The organism is Thiolinea disciformis DSM 14473, from assembly GCF_000371925.1.
Classification (GTDB): domain Bacteria; phylum Pseudomonadota; class Gammaproteobacteria; order Thiotrichales; family Thiotrichaceae; genus Thiolinea; species Thiolinea disciformis.
Map to the genome: position 1 here is coordinate 38,732 of NZ_AQVE01000014.1, position 19,288 is coordinate 58,019.

12 protein-coding genes are annotated in these 19,288 nt (G+C 45.7%); 5 read left to right on the forward strand and 7 right to left on the reverse strand.

Translation table 11 applies throughout. From position 1 onward, the window contains the following. Positions 1 to 50: 50 nt before the first annotated feature. The 5 genes from exaC to A3IE_RS0111685 all read right to left on the reverse strand — a co-directional run bounded on the left by exaC (position 51) and on the right by A3IE_RS0111685 (position 7,773). Entirely contained in the window at positions 51 to 1,571 is a 1,521-nt protein-coding gene (exaC, locus tag A3IE_RS0111665) for an acetaldehyde dehydrogenase ExaC (protein WP_020395806.1), read from the reverse strand. A 366-nt stretch (positions 1,572 to 1,937) separates the two neighbouring features. After that, positions 1,938 to 4,535 (reverse strand): ATP-dependent chaperone ClpB, encoded by a 2,598-nt coding sequence (gene clpB, locus A3IE_RS0111670; RefSeq protein ID WP_033407004.1) that lies wholly within the window; start codon positions 4,533 to 4,535, stop codon positions 1,938 to 1,940. A gap of 189 nt (positions 4,536 to 4,724) precedes the next feature. Next, on the reverse strand, positions 4,725 to 5,570 hold the full coding sequence (locus tag A3IE_RS0111675) for a BPSS1780 family membrane protein (RefSeq protein WP_020395808.1): 846 nt from the start codon (positions 5,568 to 5,570) through the stop codon (positions 4,725 to 4,727). Positions 5,571 to 5,680: 110 nt separating this feature from the next. After that, positions 5,681 to 6,478 (reverse strand): alpha/beta fold hydrolase, encoded by a 798-nt coding sequence (locus A3IE_RS0111680; protein WP_020395809.1) that lies wholly within the window; start codon positions 6,476 to 6,478, stop codon positions 5,681 to 5,683. After that, entirely contained in the window at positions 6,475 to 7,773 is a 1,299-nt protein-coding gene (locus A3IE_RS0111685) for an O-acetylhomoserine aminocarboxypropyltransferase (protein ID WP_020395810.1), read from the reverse strand. Before A3IE_RS0111685 ends, A3IE_RS0111680 begins: the two co-directional genes overlap by 4 nt. A gap of 291 nt (positions 7,774 to 8,064) precedes the next feature. On the opposite strand from A3IE_RS0111685, the gene A3IE_RS0111690 reads away from it, so the two are divergent. From A3IE_RS0111690 to A3IE_RS20530, 4 genes are all read left to right on the forward strand, one after another. Continuing rightward, a complete protein-coding gene (locus A3IE_RS0111690) occupies positions 8,065 to 10,374 on the forward strand; it encodes a molybdopterin-containing oxidoreductase family protein (protein ID WP_020395811.1) in 2,310 nt (769 codons plus the stop codon). Between the two features lie 8 nt (positions 10,375 to 10,382). Then, positions 10,383 to 11,135: a 4Fe-4S dicluster domain-containing protein gene (locus tag A3IE_RS0111695; protein ID WP_026154907.1), complete on the forward strand. Its 753-nt coding sequence runs from the start codon at positions 10,383 to 10,385 to the stop codon at positions 11,133 to 11,135. After that, positions 11,122 to 11,859, forward strand: a complete 738-nt coding sequence (locus A3IE_RS0111700) for a cytochrome b/b6 domain-containing protein (protein WP_020395813.1) — start codon at positions 11,122 to 11,124, stop codon at positions 11,857 to 11,859. Before A3IE_RS0111695 ends, A3IE_RS0111700 begins: the two co-directional genes overlap by 14 nt. A 133-nt stretch (positions 11,860 to 11,992) precedes the next feature. Then, entirely contained in the window at positions 11,993 to 13,588 is a 1,596-nt protein-coding gene (locus A3IE_RS20530) for an ATP-binding protein (RefSeq protein ID WP_020395814.1), read from the forward strand. A gap of 198 nt (positions 13,589 to 13,786) precedes the next feature. Here A3IE_RS20530 and A3IE_RS0111710 read toward each other — a convergent pair whose 3' ends face one another. Further along, positions 13,787 to 15,316 (reverse strand): peptidoglycan-binding domain-containing protein, encoded by a 1,530-nt coding sequence (locus A3IE_RS0111710; protein WP_020395815.1) that lies wholly within the window; start codon positions 15,314 to 15,316, stop codon positions 13,787 to 13,789. 53 nt (positions 15,317 to 15,369) lie between these two features. On the opposite strand from A3IE_RS0111710, the gene recC reads away from it, so the two are divergent. Further along, positions 15,370 to 18,585, forward strand: a complete 3,216-nt coding sequence (gene recC, locus A3IE_RS0111715) for an exodeoxyribonuclease V subunit gamma (protein ID WP_157832869.1) — start codon at positions 15,370 to 15,372, stop codon at positions 18,583 to 18,585. 2 nt (positions 18,586 to 18,587) lie between these two features. Here the strand turns inward: recC and A3IE_RS0111720 are convergent, their stop codons facing one another. Then, positions 18,588 to 19,244, reverse strand: coding sequence for a histidinol-phosphatase (locus A3IE_RS0111720; protein ID WP_020395817.1), 657 nt, complete (start codon positions 19,242 to 19,244; stop codon positions 18,588 to 18,590). Positions 19,245 to 19,288 lie beyond the last annotated feature (44 nt).

Here is a 19,288-nt window from a genome sequence, read left to right on the forward strand (position 1 = left end):
ATAGGAAGCCAATTGGCTTCCTATAAACACGAGGAGGAAAGAAAGTCCTTTTAGAAAAAGCCCAATGGATTGATGTCGTAGCTTACTAATAGGTTTTTGGTTTGTTGATAGTGATCCAGCATCATCTTGTGGGTTTCGCGGCCTACGCCAGACTTTTTATAACCACCAAAGGCTGCATGGGCTGGGTATAAGTGGTAGCAGTTCGTCCACACACGACCCGCTTGGATACCGCGACCCATCCGATAGGATTTGTTGATGTCTCGCGTCCACACGCCAGCACCGAGGCCGAACTCTGTGTCATTCGCAATCGCTAAGGCTTCGGCTTCATCTTTGAAGGTGGCAACTGATACGACAGGGCCGAAAATTTCCTCTTGGAATACGCGCATATTGTTGGTGCCTTTTAACAAGGTCGGCTTAATGTAGAAGCCACCTTGGTAATCGCCCTCTAGCTTTTCAACCTCGCCACCAATCAAGACTTGTGCGCCTTCTTTCTTACCAATATCGATGTAGCTGAGAATCTTCTCGAACTGCTCTTGTGAAGCTTGTGCGCCCACCATGACTTCAGTGTCTAATGGATTGCCACGTTTAATCTTTGCTGCACGTTCAGCCACCATGCCAATGAATTTTTCATAGATCGATTCTTGGATCAGTAAGCGTGATGGACAGGTACAAACCTCACCTTGGTTGAAGAAGGCTAACACGGCACCTTCCACTGCTTTGCTGACGAACGCATCTTCTTGATCTAATACATCCGCAAAGAAGATATTCGGTGATTTACCGCCTAATTCCACGGTGGATGGAATGATATTGTCCGCTGCATATTTCATGATCAGCGAACCAACCGGCGTAGAACCCGTGAAAGCGATTTTTGCGATACGTGTATTAGTGGCTAATGCTTTACCAGCCTCTGCACCGAAACCATTTACGATATTCAATACACCAGCAGGCAGTAAGTCGCCGATGATTTCAGCAAATAATAGAATCGAGGCAGGGGTCTGCTCGGCTGGTTTTAACACCACACAGTTACCAGCGGCTAAGGCAGGCGCTAGTTTCCAAGCCGCCATCAATAATGGGAAATTCCATGGAATGATTTGCCCTACCACGCCCAATGGCTCATGGAATTGATAAGAAACGGTATTTTCGTCAAGCTCACCCATTGTGCCTTCTTGAGCACGGATGCAACCTGCGAAATAACGGAAATGATCAGCCACCAATGGCACATCTGCATTCAGGGTTTCACGTACTGCTTTACCATTATCCCAAGTTTCGGCAACCGCTAATTTTTCTAAATTTGCTTCAACGCGATCCGCGATTTTCAGCAGAATATTGGAGCGTGCGGTGACAGAGGTTTTGCCCCAAGCATCTTTGGCAGCATGCGCCGCATCTAAAGCTAATTCAATGTCTTCCGCGCTAGAGCGCGGAATTTTGGTGAAGGCTTTGCCATTAACGGGGGAAATATTGTCAAAATATTCACCTTTTACCGGTGCAACCCATTTGCCACCAATAAAGTTTTCATACTGTGATTTAAAGTTGACGACTGCGCCGTCTGTATTGGGATTGGCGTATTGCATCCTCGAATCTCCTCTTGCATAACCAAATTTTGAAGGGCATCAGGCGAATGCCTTGCCTTGGTATAGGAGACTAATGCAAAAAGGTTGGTTAAAGGTTGCTTAAAAGAAGATTTTATATTAATAAGCAATGTGAAGCTTGGTTGATAGCGCTATTGTTTAGAATGACAGTTGTAAAATGATTTATTGATGGCACGACAACTGCTTGGTCGCCTCGCTAACTTTTTGCAGCTTTGGCGAGTGCAGATAAAATTATGTTGGAAAGCGCTGATTATTTGGGAATGCAGGTGGTTTCTTTTGTCCCTCCGTAACTGTGACAAAGAGGTTGTTGTTTGAAACAATAACCTCTTGCAAGTAGTGAGACAGTGGTTACTTACTTACCGTCTCATTAAATACTAGATGTTCATCCTTCACATCCACTTTAATCGTTTCACCCGGCATAAAATGGCCTGCGAGAATTTCTTGCGCTAAGGGGTTTTCGACCTGATTTTGAATGGCTCGCTTCAGAGGACGAGCGCCATACACAGGGTCAAAGCCCACTTCCGCAATCATATCCATCGCAGCATCACTAAACTCAATATTCAACTCACGTACCGCCAAACGCTTACGCAAGCTATTTAATTGAATGTCCGCAATCTTGCGAATTTCTGCTTTATCTAATGGATGGAACACGACCACTTCGTCAATCCGATTAATGAATTCAGGGCGGAAATGCGTACCGACCACTTCCATCACTGCGGCTTTCATCTTGTCGTAATTGTCTTCGCCTGCCATATCCTGAATCAGATGCGAGCCAAGATTCGAGGTCATAACAATCACGGTATTGCGGAAATCAACCGTGCGTCCTTGTCCATCAGTTAAGCGTCCATCATCCAAGACTTGTAGCAGTACGTTGAATACATCGGGATGTGCTTTCTCGACTTCATCCAATAAAATCACAGAATAAGGCCGACGGCGCACAGCCTCAGTCAAATACCCACCCTCTTCGTAGCCCACATATCCTGGAGGTGCACCAATTAAGCGTGCCACGGAATGCTTCTCCATGAACTCCGACATATCAATGCGCACCATGGCATCATCATTATCAAATAAGAAGGTCGCTAAGGCTTTAGTCAGCTCGGTCTTACCGACCCCAGTAGGACCCAAGAAAAGAAACGAGCCACTCGGACGTTTCGGATCAGACAAGCCAGCCCGTGCGCGCCGAATCGCGTTGGAAACCGCTACCATGGCCTCTTCCTGACCAATTACCCGCTTACGTAATTCATCTTCCATGCGCAATAATTTGTCACGCTCAGATTCGAGCATTTTGCTCACTGGAATCCCCGTCCAACGTGCCACAATCTCCGCGATTTCGTCTTCCGTTACTCGATTACGCACGAGCTTAGGTTGCTCGCTAGTAGCACCCGCTGCGGTATCGGCTTGCTTTAATTGCGCTTCTAATTCAGGAATACGCCCGTATTGCAATTCCGCCATGCGCTGCAAATTACCTGCACGTTTCGCTGTATCAAACTCAATACGCGCTTGATCCAATTCTTCCTTAATGTGTGCTGTGCCTTGCATAGCGGCTTTTTCAGCCTTCCAAATCTCGCCTAAGTCCGCAGACTCCTTTTCTAAGCGCGTAATTTCTTCCTGCAAATTATTCAGGCGCTTCACAGAAGCATCGTCTTTTTCCTTTTTCAGTGCTTCGCGTTCAATTTTCAATTGAATCAAACGCCGATCCAGAATATCCAAAGCCTCTGGTTTTGAATCAATTTCAATGCGAATGCGTGATGCAGCCTCATCAATCAAGTCAATGGCTTTATCTGGCAAATTACGATCCGTAATATAACGATGCGACAAAGTCGCCGCCGCGACTAAAGCTGGGTCAGTAATTTCTACCCCATGATGCACTTCGTACTTTTCTTGCAGGCCGCGCAAAATCGCAATGGTATCCTCCACACTCGGCTCATCCACCAAGACTTTTTGGAAACGACGCTCTAACGCAGCATCTTTCTCAATATATTGGCGATACTCATCTAGGGTGGTCGCGCCCACACAATGTAATTCACCACGAGCTAGCGCAGGTTTGAGCATATTACCTGCATCCATCGCACCATCCGCTTTACCCGCACCAACCAGCGTATGAATCTCGTCAATGAATAGAATGGTATTGCCATCGGTTTTGGCGATGTCATTCAAGACTGCTTTTAAACGCTCTTCGAAATCGCCACGGAATTTTGCACCGGCTAATAAAGCACCTAAATCTAGCGACAATAAACGCTTGCCTTTAATGCCTTCTGGCACTTCACCATTCACAATCCGCTGCGCTAAACCTTCGACTAACGCAGTTTTACCCACCCCAGGCTCACCGATGACCACCGGATTATTCTTGGTACGACGTTGCAGAATTTGCACCATGCGGCGAATTTCTTCATCACGCCCAATAATAGGGTCAATTTTGCCTTGCTCCGCACGCTCGGTAATATCAATCGTATATTTCTGCAAGGCTTGGCGTTGATCTTCGGCGTTTGGGTCATTTACGGTTTGCCCACCACGCATAGTTTCAATGGCTTTTTCGATTGCACCTTTGGTAGCACCCGTTTCACGCAATAAATTGCCTAAAGTGCCTTTGTCTTCTAACGCAGCCAGCACAAATAACTCAGAAGTAATGTATTGATCTTTACGCTGCTGAGCGATTTTATCCGTCACATTTAGCATACGGGCTAAATCATTAGAAATTTGGACGTTTCCAGCATCCCCACCAGTGACACTGGGTAGACGCTCTAATTCTTGGCCTAATTTGGAACGGAGTTGATTAACATTGACATCTGCCTTGGTTAATAAACCACGAATTGAACCACCATCCTGATCTAATAATGCGGTCATTAAATGGATGGGTTCAATGAATTGTTGATCACGCCCCAACGCCAAGGACTGTGCATCCTGTAGGGCGAGCTGAAATTTGCTGGTCAGTTTATCCATTCTCATGTGGATAGTACCTCATTAAAGTTGTTTTGATTTTGAGTAACTTTAGGCCAAAAACTGGCGGGTGTCGGCTAAACACCTTCGATAAGTAGGGATATGGGGGGCATGAGAAGTTAAATCAAGTTGCTGGCTCGACTTTCTTAAGCAATCCATAGAAAGGGGAGCGGATGCTCTCCCTTTCTAGTGTATCGCTTACTGCAGGAAAATGTTGCGATAAGAAATATAGCTTGCGCAGAATAGCCATGGGAATACGATTAATAGCCCCAGTAGTAATAAAAGTGCGCCGCCAAAGGTTATTAGGAGAGAAATAAACGTATATAAAATAAGAGCTAAGATGTTTTTTAAACTACCTTGAAGGCTAAGTTTTAAGGCTTCCATAGGGGAAACATTATTGAGTACTACTAGCGGTTGCGCGAACCATAGTAATAAAGAAATTAAAACAGACAGCATAAAATAGATAAAGCCAATCAAGAGATTTCTGCCAGAAAACATCTCTTGCATCATCAAGCCCATTGCTTCTGGGTTTGCTTCTTGGCTCATGTTTTCAGCACTCGGTGCTTGCCATAAAGCTTCAAAAGCCCAAGCTAAAGCGATTGATAATACAGCGCTAATAACGCCAAGAATCACTAAAGGCACTAAATGTTGTTTCATGGCAGCGAATAAATGCCCAGCATCTAAGGCTCCACCGCGATAAGACTCGTGCATACCAATAAATAAGCCAGCAGTAAGCAGGGTAATAAACACGGTCATAGCAATTTCGAATAGAGCATTGATGACTGTGCCAATACCTGTGGGCAAGTTAGCAATGACCATACCACCCACAATAGCAATAATGGCGACTAACACGATCATAATTAGATCAATCAATAACCACATGCCGAAATCGCGTTTGAATAAACGCCAGCCATCGCTTAACCAATCGATAGCTGCTCCTATACCTACGCTTCTGGGCGCAGGCAACAAGCTATCTACCTGTCCAGGCATAGGGGGCATCGCCACATTGGATTGTGGCGGTTGATAGGGATTTTGACTACTCATAAGCTACTCCAAAGATTGTTTAAGTTTAAGTGTAGCTCAGCTTAAACAGGAGCTGCTTGTAAATCTAGCAGCAGAGGATTAATACCGACCGCCATGGTAATCAATATTAATTAAGCGACGAAATGTTTTAAGGCGAATAATACTTGATCGGGTTGTTCTGCCATTAAAGCATGTCCTGCTCCTGCTAATATTTGTAGGCGTGCTTTGGGTAGTGATTGTTGAATATTGTGTAACACTTTAGGCGAGGTCATTTTGTCTAAGCTGCCTGCCAACATCAGAACAGGTTTATCCAGCGCTTTTAAACTATCCAACTCGCGCTGGTAGTTATTGCAGGCATTTAGGTCAGCAGCGAACACACCTTGGCGCTGACGTGCCATCAATTGTTGATTCATGCCTAATAACCACAAGCCAGGGATAGCGCTACCACCCAATTGGGCGCGTGCTGAATAAGACCATTGATTGATTAACGCCGCTGCTTGCGCTTCATTATTCGCTGCTGCCTCTAGCAGAGCAGGCGACACAGGCATCGGCAAAGACGTGCCTATTAAAACGACTTTTTCAATGGCTACGGGGGTTTGCAGTGCTGTTTCAAGTGCAATTAATGAACCCATGCTATGGCCAATTAAAATGGCTTTGTCCACGTTTAAAGCTGTTAACATAGCTTGAATCCATGCACTTAGCGCTTCAATCGAAGTCAGAGGTTCGCCCTGACTACTGCCATGTGCAGGTAAATCAGGTGCTAAGACTGGATAGCCATGATGCGCGAAATAGCGACTTTGTAAGCCCCAGCAAGAGTGATCTTGTTGGGCGCCGTGAATAAAAACTAAGGTGGGTTTGTCGGCACTGGTTTTGAAGGTTTTACCGCCTGTATAAATAAAGGCTTCATGCTCTTGGATGAGTAGTTTCATGCGCTCACCTTAGCAGCAGCATATAAGCCACGGTTGAGATCTTCAATCAAATCACTTGGGTCTTCTAGGCCAATAGAAAGGCGGATAGTGGCGGGATGAATTCCTGCCGCGACCAATGCTTCATCCGACATGCGGAAATGCGTGGTGGACGCGGGGTGAATCACTAAAGACTTTGCATCGCCTACATTCGCTAAATGTGAAAATAAATTCAGTGCCTCGATAAACTTTTGACCAGCCATACGCCCGCCTTTGAGCGTAAAGGTGAATACCGAACCTGCACCTTTTGGTAATAATTGCTGCGCTAATGCGTGATCAGGATGGCTTTCTAATTCAGGATAGACCACCGATTCAAGCGTTTTGCCCAATTGCGTTTCTAGATGAGCCACCACATGACGCGTATTCTCAATATGCCGAGTCATACGCAATGATAGGGTCTCTAAACCTTGTAGAATGTGGAAAGCAGATAGTGGACTGAGACTTGCTCCAAAATCACGTAAACCTTCACGTCGTGCCCGCAATAAAAATGCAGCAATCGGCGATTCTTCGCTGAAGACCATATCGTGGAAGCCTGAATAAGCTTGAGTGAGGGTTGGGAATTTATCAGCTTGTTTAGTCCAATCAAATGTTCCGGCATCGACTAACACACCACCAATGACCGTGCCATGCCCACACATAAACTTGGTGGCCGAGTGATAGATTAAATCTGCCCCCCATTCCGCCGGTTTGATGAGATAGGGTGTGGTTAAAGTAGAATCGACCAAGAGGGGTAAACCATGCTCATGTGCCAGCTCAGCGACTTTGGGAATATTCAACACCGATAAACTGGGATTGCCTAAGGTTTCTCCAAATAATAAGCGGGTATTGGGACGAATCGCCGCTCGCCAAGCATCCAGATTGCCGGTATCGACAAAGCTCGTTTCAATACCAAAACGTGGCAAGGTGTATTCCAATAAGTTATGCGATCCACCATATAAAGCACGACTCGCGACAATATGACTGCCTGCACCCATCAAGGTCACAATAGCGAGATGCAAAGCGGCTTGCCCTGAGGCCGTCGTAATCGCGCCGATGGCATTTTCGAGTGCCGCTACTCGTTCTTCCAATACCGCATTAGTCGGATTCGAGATGCGTGAATACACATGCCCACCTTGTTCCATATTGAACAAAGCGGCGGCATGATCCGCGTTTTTAAGCACAAAAGACGAGGTCAGATAAATCGGTTGGGCGCGCGCTCCAAATGGCTCATCAGGCATTTGTCCGGCGTGGAGCGAGAGCGTGTCAAATTGATAAGGCATGGGCGTTTATTGGTAGTGAAGGGAATAACCTATACTAGCCTTCTCAAGCGAATAGCTAAAGAGGCGGTGCGTTAAAACTTGGCTAATGTCGTTGTGTTTTTTCGCCAGTGCTTTATTTGATTTTTTGCAAAGTCATTGTTAAATATTATTTTTTCTCAATACTAATTGAACGTTACCTGACCTATATCAATAAATATTGGTTAGCAAATGCGATTGCGCAAGGTGCATTGCGGCAGAAAATTACAAACTAAACACAAATGTATCTTTGGTTTATTTTGTGAGGAGGGAGGAATGCCTTTGCAATCTAAAGATTCGACGCGCAACTCGCGTCGAGCGTTTCTAAAAAGCCTAGCCGGTTCGGCGGCTTTATCTACCGTTGCGTTTATCCCTGACGCTCAAGCGCGTTTAACCCATGTTCCCCATTCGACCGAAACCCTCAAGGACTATGAGGAGCATTGGGGATTTTGTGATATGTGCTATTGGCGTTGTGGTCTAAAGGTGCGTTCCCGCGATGGTAAAGCCTTTAAAATCGATGGCAATCCTGAGCATCCCTTAAATCGTGGCGTGGTGTGTGGTAAGGGTAATGCAGGTATTCAAGTTGCTTTTGCAGAAAATCGGCTCAAGCAACCGCTGGAGCGGGTAGGGGCGCGGGGTGAAAATAAATGGCGACCTATGCCCTGGGATGAAGCCTTAGACAAAGTAGCGCAGGAGTTGACTAAGGTTAAAGACAAGTACGGCTCACAAGCATTAGTGATGATTGGGCATGGTACTTGGGAGAAGCCGTATCATCGTTTGGCTCATGCGTTTGGCACACCCAATACTACTAGCCCTGTCTTTGGTTTGTGTTGTGGTCCGCGTGGGGTGGGTTCGATGTTGGTAACCGGACGCGAATTATCCGGCAATGAAACCATCGATCTTGAGAACTGCAAGTATTTCCTAATGATGGGGCGTAATGTCACCGAATCCTTACATAATGGTGAAACCTTAGGCTGGATTGACGGTGTAGCGAATGGTGCAAAAGTCGTTTATGTCGATCCGCGCTATACCATTACCGCCTCCAAAGCACATGAATGGTTAGCAATTCGCCCTTTGACGGATCATGCCTTTTTATTAGCAATGATTCATGTGGTGATTAAAGAACGCTTATATGACCAAGCCTTTGTCGCCGAGTATGTTAGCGGTTTAGACGAATTAGCGGCTCGTGTGGAGAAATATACCCCCGCATGGCAGGAGTCAATCACGAGCATTCCGGCGGAGGCGGTGACCCGTATTGCCCGCGAAATGGCTAAAGCAGCCCCCAGTGTGATGGTTTATAGCCCACGGCGTCTGACGCGCTCGACTAATGATTTAGGAACGTCAATGAGTATGGCGATCTTAAATGCCTTGTTTGGTGTGTGGGATCGTAAAGGCGGGATTTTTAAACCCCAAACTATCACTATTCCTGAGATTGATCTGCCGCCTTTTCCACATGCGCATGTGAATCGTGCAGAACAACACGGTGATTTTGACTTTTCTACAACTTCATTCGCTTTAGATGCAGAAGGCAAAGTACAACGCGCCGATGGTGCAGGTGTGATGGGACGTTGGCCTTTAGCGAATGCACAATATGGTTTAACCAATCAAATGTGGTTGGCTATGGCTAATCAGCAACCTTATCCCTTGAAAGCGTTGCTCACCGCAGGCGGAAATGGTTTCCACAATAGCACCAATTACGACACGATTCGTCAAGCGTTGATGAATATGGATTTCTATGTGGCAGCGGATGTGATTCCGAATGAAATGAATAGCTATGCGGATATTTTACTGCCAGAAGCCTCCTACTTAGAGCGTTATGATGATTTACAAATCGGTGGGGCACGAGAAGGCTTTGTTGCCTTGCGTGAGGCAGCTATGAAACCTCTACACAATACCAAAGGCTCATGGGAGATTTGTAAGGAATTATCCAAGCGCTTAGGTTTGGAGGCTTATTTTCCTCACGACACTATTGAAGCCCTATTGGATGATCGCTTGAAAAAAGCGGGCTACTCCCTCGCTGAATTGAAAGAGAAGGGCATTATCAAAAAGTCCGCTGATGATAAGGCTAATTTCCCACGCGAATTTGGTCTGAAATCAGAGTTCCCCACACCAAGTGGCAAAATTGAATTAATCCCTAGCACCTTAAAAAATTTAGGTGCTGACCATGCCTTAGATTGGCAAGAACAAGCACGACCTACTCAACAAAACCAGTTTCATTTCACCTTTGGGCGCATTGGTTTTCATACACATGCCCGCACACAAGACAACCTCTGGTTACATGATTTTCTCTCCGAAAATGTACTGTGGATTCATCCTGAAGCTGCCAAAGCCTTAGGCATTGCCCATGAGGATTGGGTGGAGGTGAAAGATCAAAAAGGTCGCGGCGGCAAAATCAAAGCGAAAGTCACGCCCCGTATTCGCCCTGATACGGTATTTACGGTGCATGGTTTTGGGCATTGGGATGAGCGTATGAACCTAGCCAAAGATAAGGGTTTGTCTGACTCATTATTAGCATCAGATACGATAGAACAATACATTGGTACGATTTCAATGGGTACTTCGATTGTTACTGTGAGCAAGGCATAAGGAGGAAAATGATGGTTGCAAAATATGTCATGCTCGCTGATACCACGCGCTGCATTAACTGTAAAGCTTGTGAAGTGGCTTGTCGTGCGGAATGGGATACGCCAATGGGCTTTACCCGCGATTGGGTGAAAGAGGTGGAGTACGTAAATGCTAAAGGTTTACCTGAGGTGCAATTATTCCCAGGTCGCTGTCAGCATTGTGATGATCCACCTTGTGTGGAGGCTTGCCCTTCGGGTGCTTCATGGAAACGTGAAGATGGGATTGTCTTGGTCGATCACGAAACCTGTTCAGGCTGTGAGTTGTGTGTGCCTGCTTGTCCTTATGAGGCGCGTTGGCTGAATCCGGTGACTAATACCATTAGCAAATGTACCTTTTGCCAGCCACGCATTGATAAAGGTTTAGAGCCTGCTTGTGTGCAAACTTGTGTGGGACATGCGTTGATTTTTGGTGATGCTAATGATCCGAATTCAGTCGTGTCCCAATTGTTGAAAGAGAAAGAGTGGCAGCGTTTAGTCACAGATGAAGTCAATATTGGCCCGAATCATTATTACTTCACGGATGGTAAAGCCATTCCTCAAGAGGTTATGCCCAAACGCAATGAACACTATTTAGCAGGAACAGTGATTGAGAAGGTGCTGAATCCTGTCGCCAAACTCGGTTTGGGTGGCATGGTTGCGGTGTTTGCTCTGGCAGGCGTGAAAAAGTTAGTGGATAGGCGTAAACAAGTGGGCATACAGGAGGGTAATCATGAGCAACACTAAACAAGGCGCGAGTACTAAAATCAAAATTCGTACTAAAGATGTGATTGCGATTCACTGGTTCAATGCCTTTTTCTGGTTAGTATTAGTGATAAGTGGCTTTGGGATTATTTCGGGCGATTTTGTGCGTTTAGTACCGACGGCATGGTCATCCTTCATGCAAAACCTCGTGGGTGGTAATGCCAATCTCGCGCTCCTGCATGGTATTGGCGGTATGGTCTGGGCGGCTGTTATTGCTATCTATGCACTGCTAAATGCGCGACGCGTAGTCTTACCCTTTTTAAAAAATGTGCTAGTACTCACCCCGATGGCAGCTTTGCGTGATATGTGGTCAATGACAGTGACCTTAGCGCATTTATTTGGCTTAATGAAAAATACCCCTGTGCCACCCCAAGGGCGTTATAACGGCGCACAACGTCTATTAGGCACCATGATTATCGGCTGCTCGCTATTAATTGCCATGAGTGGTATGTATTTATTCTGGGGGCCGAAGCTACTGAGTTTTGCTAGCAATCCTTTATATGGCGAACTATTCCGTTGGGCATTGGTTGCGCATCAAGCAGCCGTTGTTCTAGTCTTGATTGGCTTAGTCGCACATATTTACTTTGCCGTGGTGGAAGAACGCGAATCCCTAGAGACCATGAAAAGTGGTTATGCCGAGATAGCGTTTATTCAGCACCACAATCCTTTGTGGTATGAAGAACTGAAACGCGACGGTAAGGTGTGACCAGAGTTTGAGTTCGGTGGGGTGAGTGTAAGGATTCATCCTAGCATTTCCATGCTGGGGTTTGGTAGTAACCCATTCGACTGACAAATTATGCTAGACTGGGGTTATTAGCCAATACTACCTTGCCTCTACTATGACCCAAACAGCAAAACGCAAAAAGCTCCCCATCGGTATTCAAACCTTGCGTGAAATTCGTGAGGAGGGATATTACTATGTGGATAAAACTCCCATCGCTCTGGATTTAGTCAAGGGTGGTAAATACTACTTTCTCTCGCGTCCGCGTCGTTTTGGTAAAAGCTTGTTTTTAGATACCTTAAAAGAATTGTTTGAGGGCAATGAAGCCTTATTCAAAGGGTTAGCCGCCGAAAGTCAATGGAACTGGTCGGTAAAATATCCTGTAGTGCGGTTTAGTTTTGGTAGTACTAATTTTAATCATCCTCAAAGCATACAAGATGCTTTACATCGGCAACTTACCTATTTTGAAAAAGTTTGGCAGATAGAAAAGCCTTTGCCTGATGCTGCGGGTCGTTTTGCGGATTTGATTGTCCACTTACACGAAAAGACTTCCTTACCCGTCGTGGTGTTGATTGATGAATACGACAAACCGATTCTGGATGCTTTATTAAAACCTGAGATTGCCCGCAATAATCGTGATTTCTTAAGAGGATTTTACGCCACTATTAAGGACTATGACGCGCATATTAAATTTAGTTTTTTAACAGGCGTCAGTAAGTTTTCTAAGGTGAGCTTATTTTCAGGCTTGAATAATTTATATGACATTACTTTAGACCCTAAGTACTCAACTATTTGTGGTTATACTGATAATGATTTAGATACCTTGTTTGCAATAGAGTTGGAAGGATTAGATCGAGATAAAATTAGAGAGTGGTATAATGGTTATCATTGGTTAGGTGAGGGCGTTTATAATCCGTTTGATATTCTTCAGTTATTTAAACGTCGAGAGTTTGATAATTACTGGTTTGAGACGGGGACACCCACATTCTTAGTTGATTTGCTCTTTTCGCGTAAAGTACCGACCCTACGCTTAGATCGCATGATTACCAGTAGTAGCGTGATTTCAAGTTTTGAAATTGAGAAAATTGCTACCGAAGCATTATTATTTCAAACAGGCTATTTAACCATCAAAAATAGTCAGCGTGCGGGCGGGCAGACTTTTTATACCTTAGGTTATCCTAATAGAGAAGTGTATCAAAGCCTGAATGAAAGCTTATTGGCGGCATTAGTCGATACACCTGAGCAAAGTCAGAATACGTTACGCCTATATGAGCTATTGTTGCAAAATGACTTTACAGGCTTAAGACAGTTATTTCATAGCTTTTTCGCTAGTATTCCTTATCACTGGTACTCCAATAATGATATTAAAAATTATGAAGGCTATTATGCCAGTGTATTTTATTCCTACTTTGCCTCATTAGGTTTAGATGTCATCGTGGAAGATAGTACTAATCTGGGGCGTATAGATATGACCTTACGCTTTAATCAGCAGGTCTATTTATTTGAATTTAAAGTGGTAGAGTTAGTACCTGAGGGTGAGGCTTTACAGCAGATCAAAGATAAAGGTTATGCTGAAAAATATAAGGGCTTGGGACAGCCGATTCATTTAATTGGTGTGGAGTTTAGTAAAGAGAATCGAAATATTGTAAGTTTTGTAGTGGAGGGTGATGCGCCAGAAGCGTTGAGCGGTTGTCATAATAGTGTACAAATATAGGCACGCTCGTAGCGGAGAATCTCGTTATCGTTGTCGCGATTGCTTACGTAGTTTGAGATCCTACTCAAGAATAATAGGCACTTCTTCCCTTAATTTAGAGGGGCGGAAGGGTAAAAAAGATATGAACTCTACTGAATTCCTTTAATCGCAAGCACAGAGTTTACTGTGCCTGCCTCTGCGCTTATAAAACTAAGATCCTTACCCCCAACGCGCCACAATCACTTTCCCACCCGCTTTCTGTTCCATCAGTGTCGTGCGTGCACTATAACGGGTATCAACGATATAACTGGGTTCTGAGGCGTAAGTGACTGTCGAGCTAGTAATGCGCCCATTGGTATCTAGTTCCACGGTCACCTCTTCCGAATAAGTATTCACTATGGCTAGACCCACGCCCTCCACACTGGTAGCGGATGAGTTATCGCGCACATCATCATAAGAGCCTACGGCCAACACTAACTTGCGCGTGCGTTGGTTGGCATCTTTTTCCACACTAATCACGGTTACCGTATGGTCAAAAGAGCCATCGCCAGTATGATCGATGAAAATAATATTACCCGCTGTGAGTTGATTAACAGGCACTTCGGGCTTGCTGGTGTCACCACGATTATCGCGGCTAGGATCCCAATCAAATAAGCGCGTGCACGATCTTGCCACTTGATTCGCACTGAGCTCAGGGTAATGCACATTTACACCGTACAACATCGTATGTTGGGCATCGAGGGCTTGAACATTGCGTATCGCCTGATAGCCCGAACGTGCCATATCCACACCGCTTTGTTGCTTAAGACGATCGGCGCGGCTAAATAAACCTTGGGTTTTGTCGGCAGTCGCGACAATCCAACGTTTTTCAGGCGCACCACGCAACACTGGATGGGGAAGATTGATAAAACGATCTTCTTTAATTTGTTTGCGGAATTGATCCATTAAAAACAGCGCAATATTTTTGCAGTCGCCTTCCACACGATTGCGCTTCATCACCTCCCAATACCAGCCCACAAATTGCCCAAAGGCATTACGAATTTCAGGGCTAGACCACGAAAAAACTTCCGCCGTACTACGAATCGTGATGACTGGCAAATCGAGTTGGCGAAAATTGGATAAATAAGCGAGCGGATCAGCCGCACGTGCCGCCGTGGTACGTAAGTCGAGTTTGACGACTTGCTGATCCATTAAACCCAATAAGCCTGCATTGACGCGGCCTGTAACCGGAACGGAGCGTGAGGCTTGGTAGTTTTTTACGGCTTGTTCTGTACCGCCGCCAAAGGCACCGTCACATAAACTATTTAAAAAGCCTAAGCGCCCCAAGGTGTATTGTAAGGCGACCACACCTGTACCACTAGCGCCGCGTGCTAGTTCAGTACGTAAACCATTCGGAAAGGCTTTTGCCAACGCTGGATCACGTAAAGCACCCGTCGGTGGTGGGGTAGGTTCGGGCATAGTGGGTAAGGGCAGGGCGATGGCGCGTAATACATTCACTAAAAGTCCCGCACGCGTAGGCTGACCAGTAGTACCCGTCTCAATCGACTGTGCCACGCCATTATTGTCGAATTTGTCGATGGCCGTGAACAACGCAGCCATTTCCTGCGCCCCACTGATATAGCCATTGCCACTCGTATCTAAAGCGTTGAAGTTAATGGCATTGAGGCGTGCATCACGCTTGGCATCGGCTAAGGCAATGCGTTTATTTGCCATTTCCTGCACAAAAGCGTCGCGGGTTAAACTAGCCATTCTATCCTCCTTGAAGCGTTATAATGCCTAAACCTTAATATGAGTAGTACGCCTTGTCCAACTTTTGCCCTTTTTTTGCGGTAAAATGGACTTTTCTTGAGCCGAAACAATCGATGCTGCATTTGATTCATAGTAACCGCCTTGAAGCGTTGGCTGAGCAGTTTGCGAGCTTGGTAAACTCACAGCTTTTGAGTGATCCGTTTGCTTCTGAATATGTGATTGTGCAAAACGCAGGGATGGGGCGTTGGTTATCCTTGCAATTGGCGCAACACAATGGCATTGCAGCCAATATGAAGTACCGTTTTCCGGCCGAACTGACGTGGGAATTGCTCACTAAAGTGTTGCAAGATGTGCCGGAGCGCGATCCTGGTTCGCCGCGTTTATTGCGCTGGCGTTTACTGAGTGAGTTTCAGCAACATGCGTTAAAATACCGCCACAGCTTGGGTCACTATCTCAAAGCGGGTCAAGATGCTAGTGCATGGCAACTGGCGCAGCAGATTGCACGGGTTTTTGATAGTTATTTATTTTTTCGTCCGGATTGGGTCAAGGCTTGGGAAAGTGAGCCACAAAGCGGTTGGCAAGAGCAACTATGGCATGATCTGATTGGCGAAAAAAAGTTATATCATTGGATTCGATTACAAAATCGCTTTATTCGTGAGTGGCCGACTGCACCTTTAGATCAGATTCCGGAACGGATTAGTTTTTTCTCCATTCCAGCCCTGTCACCGATGTATTTAGAAATGATGGGGCAGGTGGCTAATCGAGTTGACGTGTATTTCTTCATTATGAATCCCTCGGAACTGTATTGGGGCGATATTGAAACGGATAAGCGAAAAATTCGCGCCAAGCCTGAAGAGCAAGATTACATTACTGTTGGCAATCCTTTATTAGCCTCATGGGGCAGGCAAGGTCGCGATTTTATTGAGATTTTGCGCAATAACGAGCCTTATCCGCTGGAGTCCGAGTATTTTATTGCACCTGATACAGACAGCATACTCCATGCACTACAAACTGATATTTTGTATTTGCAAGGCGATGCTGATAACGCAGAAGTCTTAACCACGCCTCAGGGAAAAGCTTGGTCGGCGGATGGCTCGTTGGCGCTTCATTCCTGCCATTCACCCATGCGCGAAGTCGAAGTGCTCTACGATCAAATCTTGGCAGCGCTAGAAGCTGAAAAGACCCTAACACCCGCTGATATTGTGGTGATGATGCCTGATATTGAAGCGTATGCGCCTTTTATTGAGGCAATTTTTGGTGCTGCTAAGGTGTATTTGCCCTTCAGTATTGCCGATCAGCGTTTTACCACGGCCTTAAGTTTAAGCAATGCCTGCCTGCAATTAATGGATCTACCGCAGCAACGTTTTGAAGCAGAAACCGTGTTTACCTTGCTCGAATATCCCGAGATTCGTGAGCGTTTCGATTTGGATGAGGTACAGGTGCAACAATGCCGTGATTGGGTGCGTGCCGTGAATATTCGTTGGGGCGTGGATGCAAATTTCCGCCGTCAATTCGCTGAGCAGACGACGTTTGAACATACTTGGATGTATGGATTAGATCGTTTATTACTCGGTTATGCCATGCCTGGTGAGCAATTATTGGGTGGTATTTTGCCCTATAACGAGATCGAGGGGACACAAGCGCAAATTCTGGAGCGCTTCCAGCACTATGTGCGTGTGTTATTTGACATGGCGGAATGGTCTACACAGCGCAAAACCTTAACTGAGTGGCGTGATGCGTTTGTGGTAATTTTGGAGCAACTATTTCCCGATAACGCTGAGAGCTATTTAATCTATCAGGCTTTGGACACTTTACTCACGGAGGCGAAACAAGCCGAATTTCACAATAGAATCGCCTGGATCGTGTTTCGTGACGCCTTACGTCGTTTATTAGAAACCACGCATCAAAATGAAGGCTTTTTAGGCAACGGTATAACTTTCTGCACGCTGATGCCGATGCGTAGTGTTCCCTTTCAAATAGTGGCTTTATTGGGGATGCAAGATAGCGGATTTCCGCGCCAAGAGAATCGCCTGAGCTTTGATAAATTAGCCTACGATAGCCAACGCAAAGGCGATCGTTCGCGGCGTGATGAGGATCGCTATTTATTCCTCGAAAGCTTACTGGCGGCGCGTCAACGTTTTTATATCAGCTATATCGGCCAAAGTGTGCAAGATAATAGTCCGAGTATGCCGTCGGTGTTGGTGGAGGAGCTATTAGATTATCTGGAAAAACGCTTCGGTTTACCACACGCGGCTTTAATCACCCAGCATCCTTTGCAAGCGTTTAGCCAGCGTTATTTTCAAGGTGGCGAGTTGTTCAGCTATGCCAACGATTATGTGCAATTGCACACGAATACTGAATACGGTAAGCAAGTACAGCCGTTCTGGAATGGCGAATTATTGGCTGAGCCTGAGGCGCAGTTAAAACACCTTTCTTTAAGTGAGCTGATTAGTTTTTATCGTCATCCAGCCCGACGTTTTTTGCGTCAATTGGATGTGGCGGTGCGTGAAACCGAGGATGAGTTAGCGCAGCGTGAGCCTTTCAGCCTAGAGGCCTTCATGGATAGTACACTGGGTGAGCAAACCTTAAAGCATTTGCAACGCGGGGGCGATGCGGAACAATTGCTAAGCTCTATCCGCGCCCAAGGGATTTTGCCGCATGGTAAAAAAGGTGAGTTGATTTTCGAAGAGCATTATCAAAAAGTTGCCGCGATTTATCAAAAAATGCCGATCCAAAACGCATTACGTTCCTTGGAAGTAAACTTTGCATGGGGCGAGTTCAATTTATTTGCCAATGTGCAAGGGCTAAGTTCGGAGGGCTTGCAAGTATGCCACTTTGGTTATACGGGGGTGTGGCAGTGGATTATGATTTGGTTTCAGCATTTGGCCTTGAATGCAGCACCTAATGTACAGGCAGCTTATCAGCGCTGTACCCGAGTATTCACCGAAAAGGCTACTTATAAACTTGGTGAAGTTCCAAACGCCCTGCAACAGTTAGAGGTTTTAGTGCAAGCTTATTGGCGTGGTTTGCGTGAGCCATTGGCTTTTTTCCCGAAATCATCATGGGCTTTCGTTGAGGAAGGTATGAGTTTTAAGGCAGCGCAGAAAGTCTGGGAAGGTACGGACTATAAAGCTGGGGAAAGCACACAAGCAGAATATGCGCTGTTATATCGCGGGCGACAGCCTATTCAAGAACAGGCTGATGCGTTTAGCGAGTGCTCGCAACAAGTATTAGCAGGTTTATTCGCGGTTTTAGAGAAGTTGGAATAACACTAATCTTTCAAGCTAATGATTTGCCAGCCTTGTTGCTCAGCATAAGCTTTGAGCTTAGGATCAGGATCAACAGCGATAGGGTGATCGACCTGCAGCATAAGGGGTAGGTCGTTGTGCGAGTCGCTATAGAAATAGCTGCCTGCTAAGGTCTCGTGGCGATCTGCTAGCCACATGTTTAAACGGGTGACTTTGCCTTCACGAAAAGTAGGTACCCCAGCGATTTTGCGCGTATAACGCTCGCCATCCATTTGTATATCAATGGCCAATAAATTAGGGATGTTTAATTCTTTAGCAATTGGCGTCGTCACAAAGCTATTAGTGGCCGTAATAATGACTAAGGTATGGCCTTGCGAGCGATGCCATTCCACTAAATCACGCGCCTTTTGGCTAATCATCGGCAGAATCTCACTCGCCATATACTCACGGTGTAATTGCTCCAGTGTAGCGCGATCGGTTTGGCTAATGAAATGGAGCGCAAACGCAGCATATTCGTGAATGTCTAAGGTGCCATTGGAATATTGTTGGTAGAAATCGTTATTGGTTTGGGCATAGGTTTCCTGATCGACTAAGCCTTTACGTACTAAAAAACGTCCCCACGTATGGTCGCTGTCGCCTTGCAATAAAGTATGGTCAAGATCAAATAAAGCGAGTGTCATAAAATAAATCCTAGCAGTTCGGCAGAAAAAATCCTGATTGTACA

Bases quoted from the DNA above. Each gene is read 5' to 3' on its own strand.
- A3IE_RS0111690 (WP_020395811.1), top strand. From the start codon at position 8,065: ATGCCTTTGCAATCTAAAGATTCGACGCGCAACTCGCGTCGAGCGTTT.
- A3IE_RS0111700 (WP_020395813.1), top strand. From the start codon at position 11,122: ATGAGCAACACTAAACAAGGCGCGAGTACTAAAATCAAAATTCGTACT.
- A3IE_RS0111695 (WP_026154907.1), top strand. From the start codon at position 10,383: ATGATGGTTGCAAAATATGTCATGCTCGCTGATACCACGCGCTGCATT.
- A3IE_RS0111675 (WP_020395808.1), bottom strand. From the start codon at position 5,570: ATGAGTAGTCAAAATCCCTATCAACCGCCACAATCCAATGTGGCGATG.
- A3IE_RS0111680 (WP_020395809.1), bottom strand. From the start codon at position 6,478: ATGAAACTACTCATCCAAGAGCATGAAGCCTTTATTTATACAGGCGGT.
- exaC (WP_020395806.1), bottom strand. From the start codon at position 1,571: ATGCAATACGCCAATCCCAATACAGACGGCGCAGTCGTCAACTTTAAA.
- A3IE_RS0111685 (WP_020395810.1), bottom strand. From the start codon at position 7,773: ATGCCTTATCAATTTGACACGCTCTCGCTCCACGCCGGACAAATGCCT.
- A3IE_RS0111710 (WP_020395815.1), bottom strand. From the start codon at position 15,316: ATGGCTAGTTTAACCCGCGACGCTTTTGTGCAGGAAATGGCAAATAAA.
- A3IE_RS0111720 (WP_020395817.1), bottom strand. From the start codon at position 19,244: ATGACACTCGCTTTATTTGATCTTGACCATACTTTATTGCAAGGCGAC.
- A3IE_RS20530 (WP_020395814.1), top strand. From the start codon at position 11,993: ATGACCCAAACAGCAAAACGCAAAAAGCTCCCCATCGGTATTCAAACC.
- clpB (WP_033407004.1), bottom strand. From the start codon at position 4,535: ATGAGAATGGATAAACTGACCAGCAAATTTCAGCTCGCCCTACAGGAT.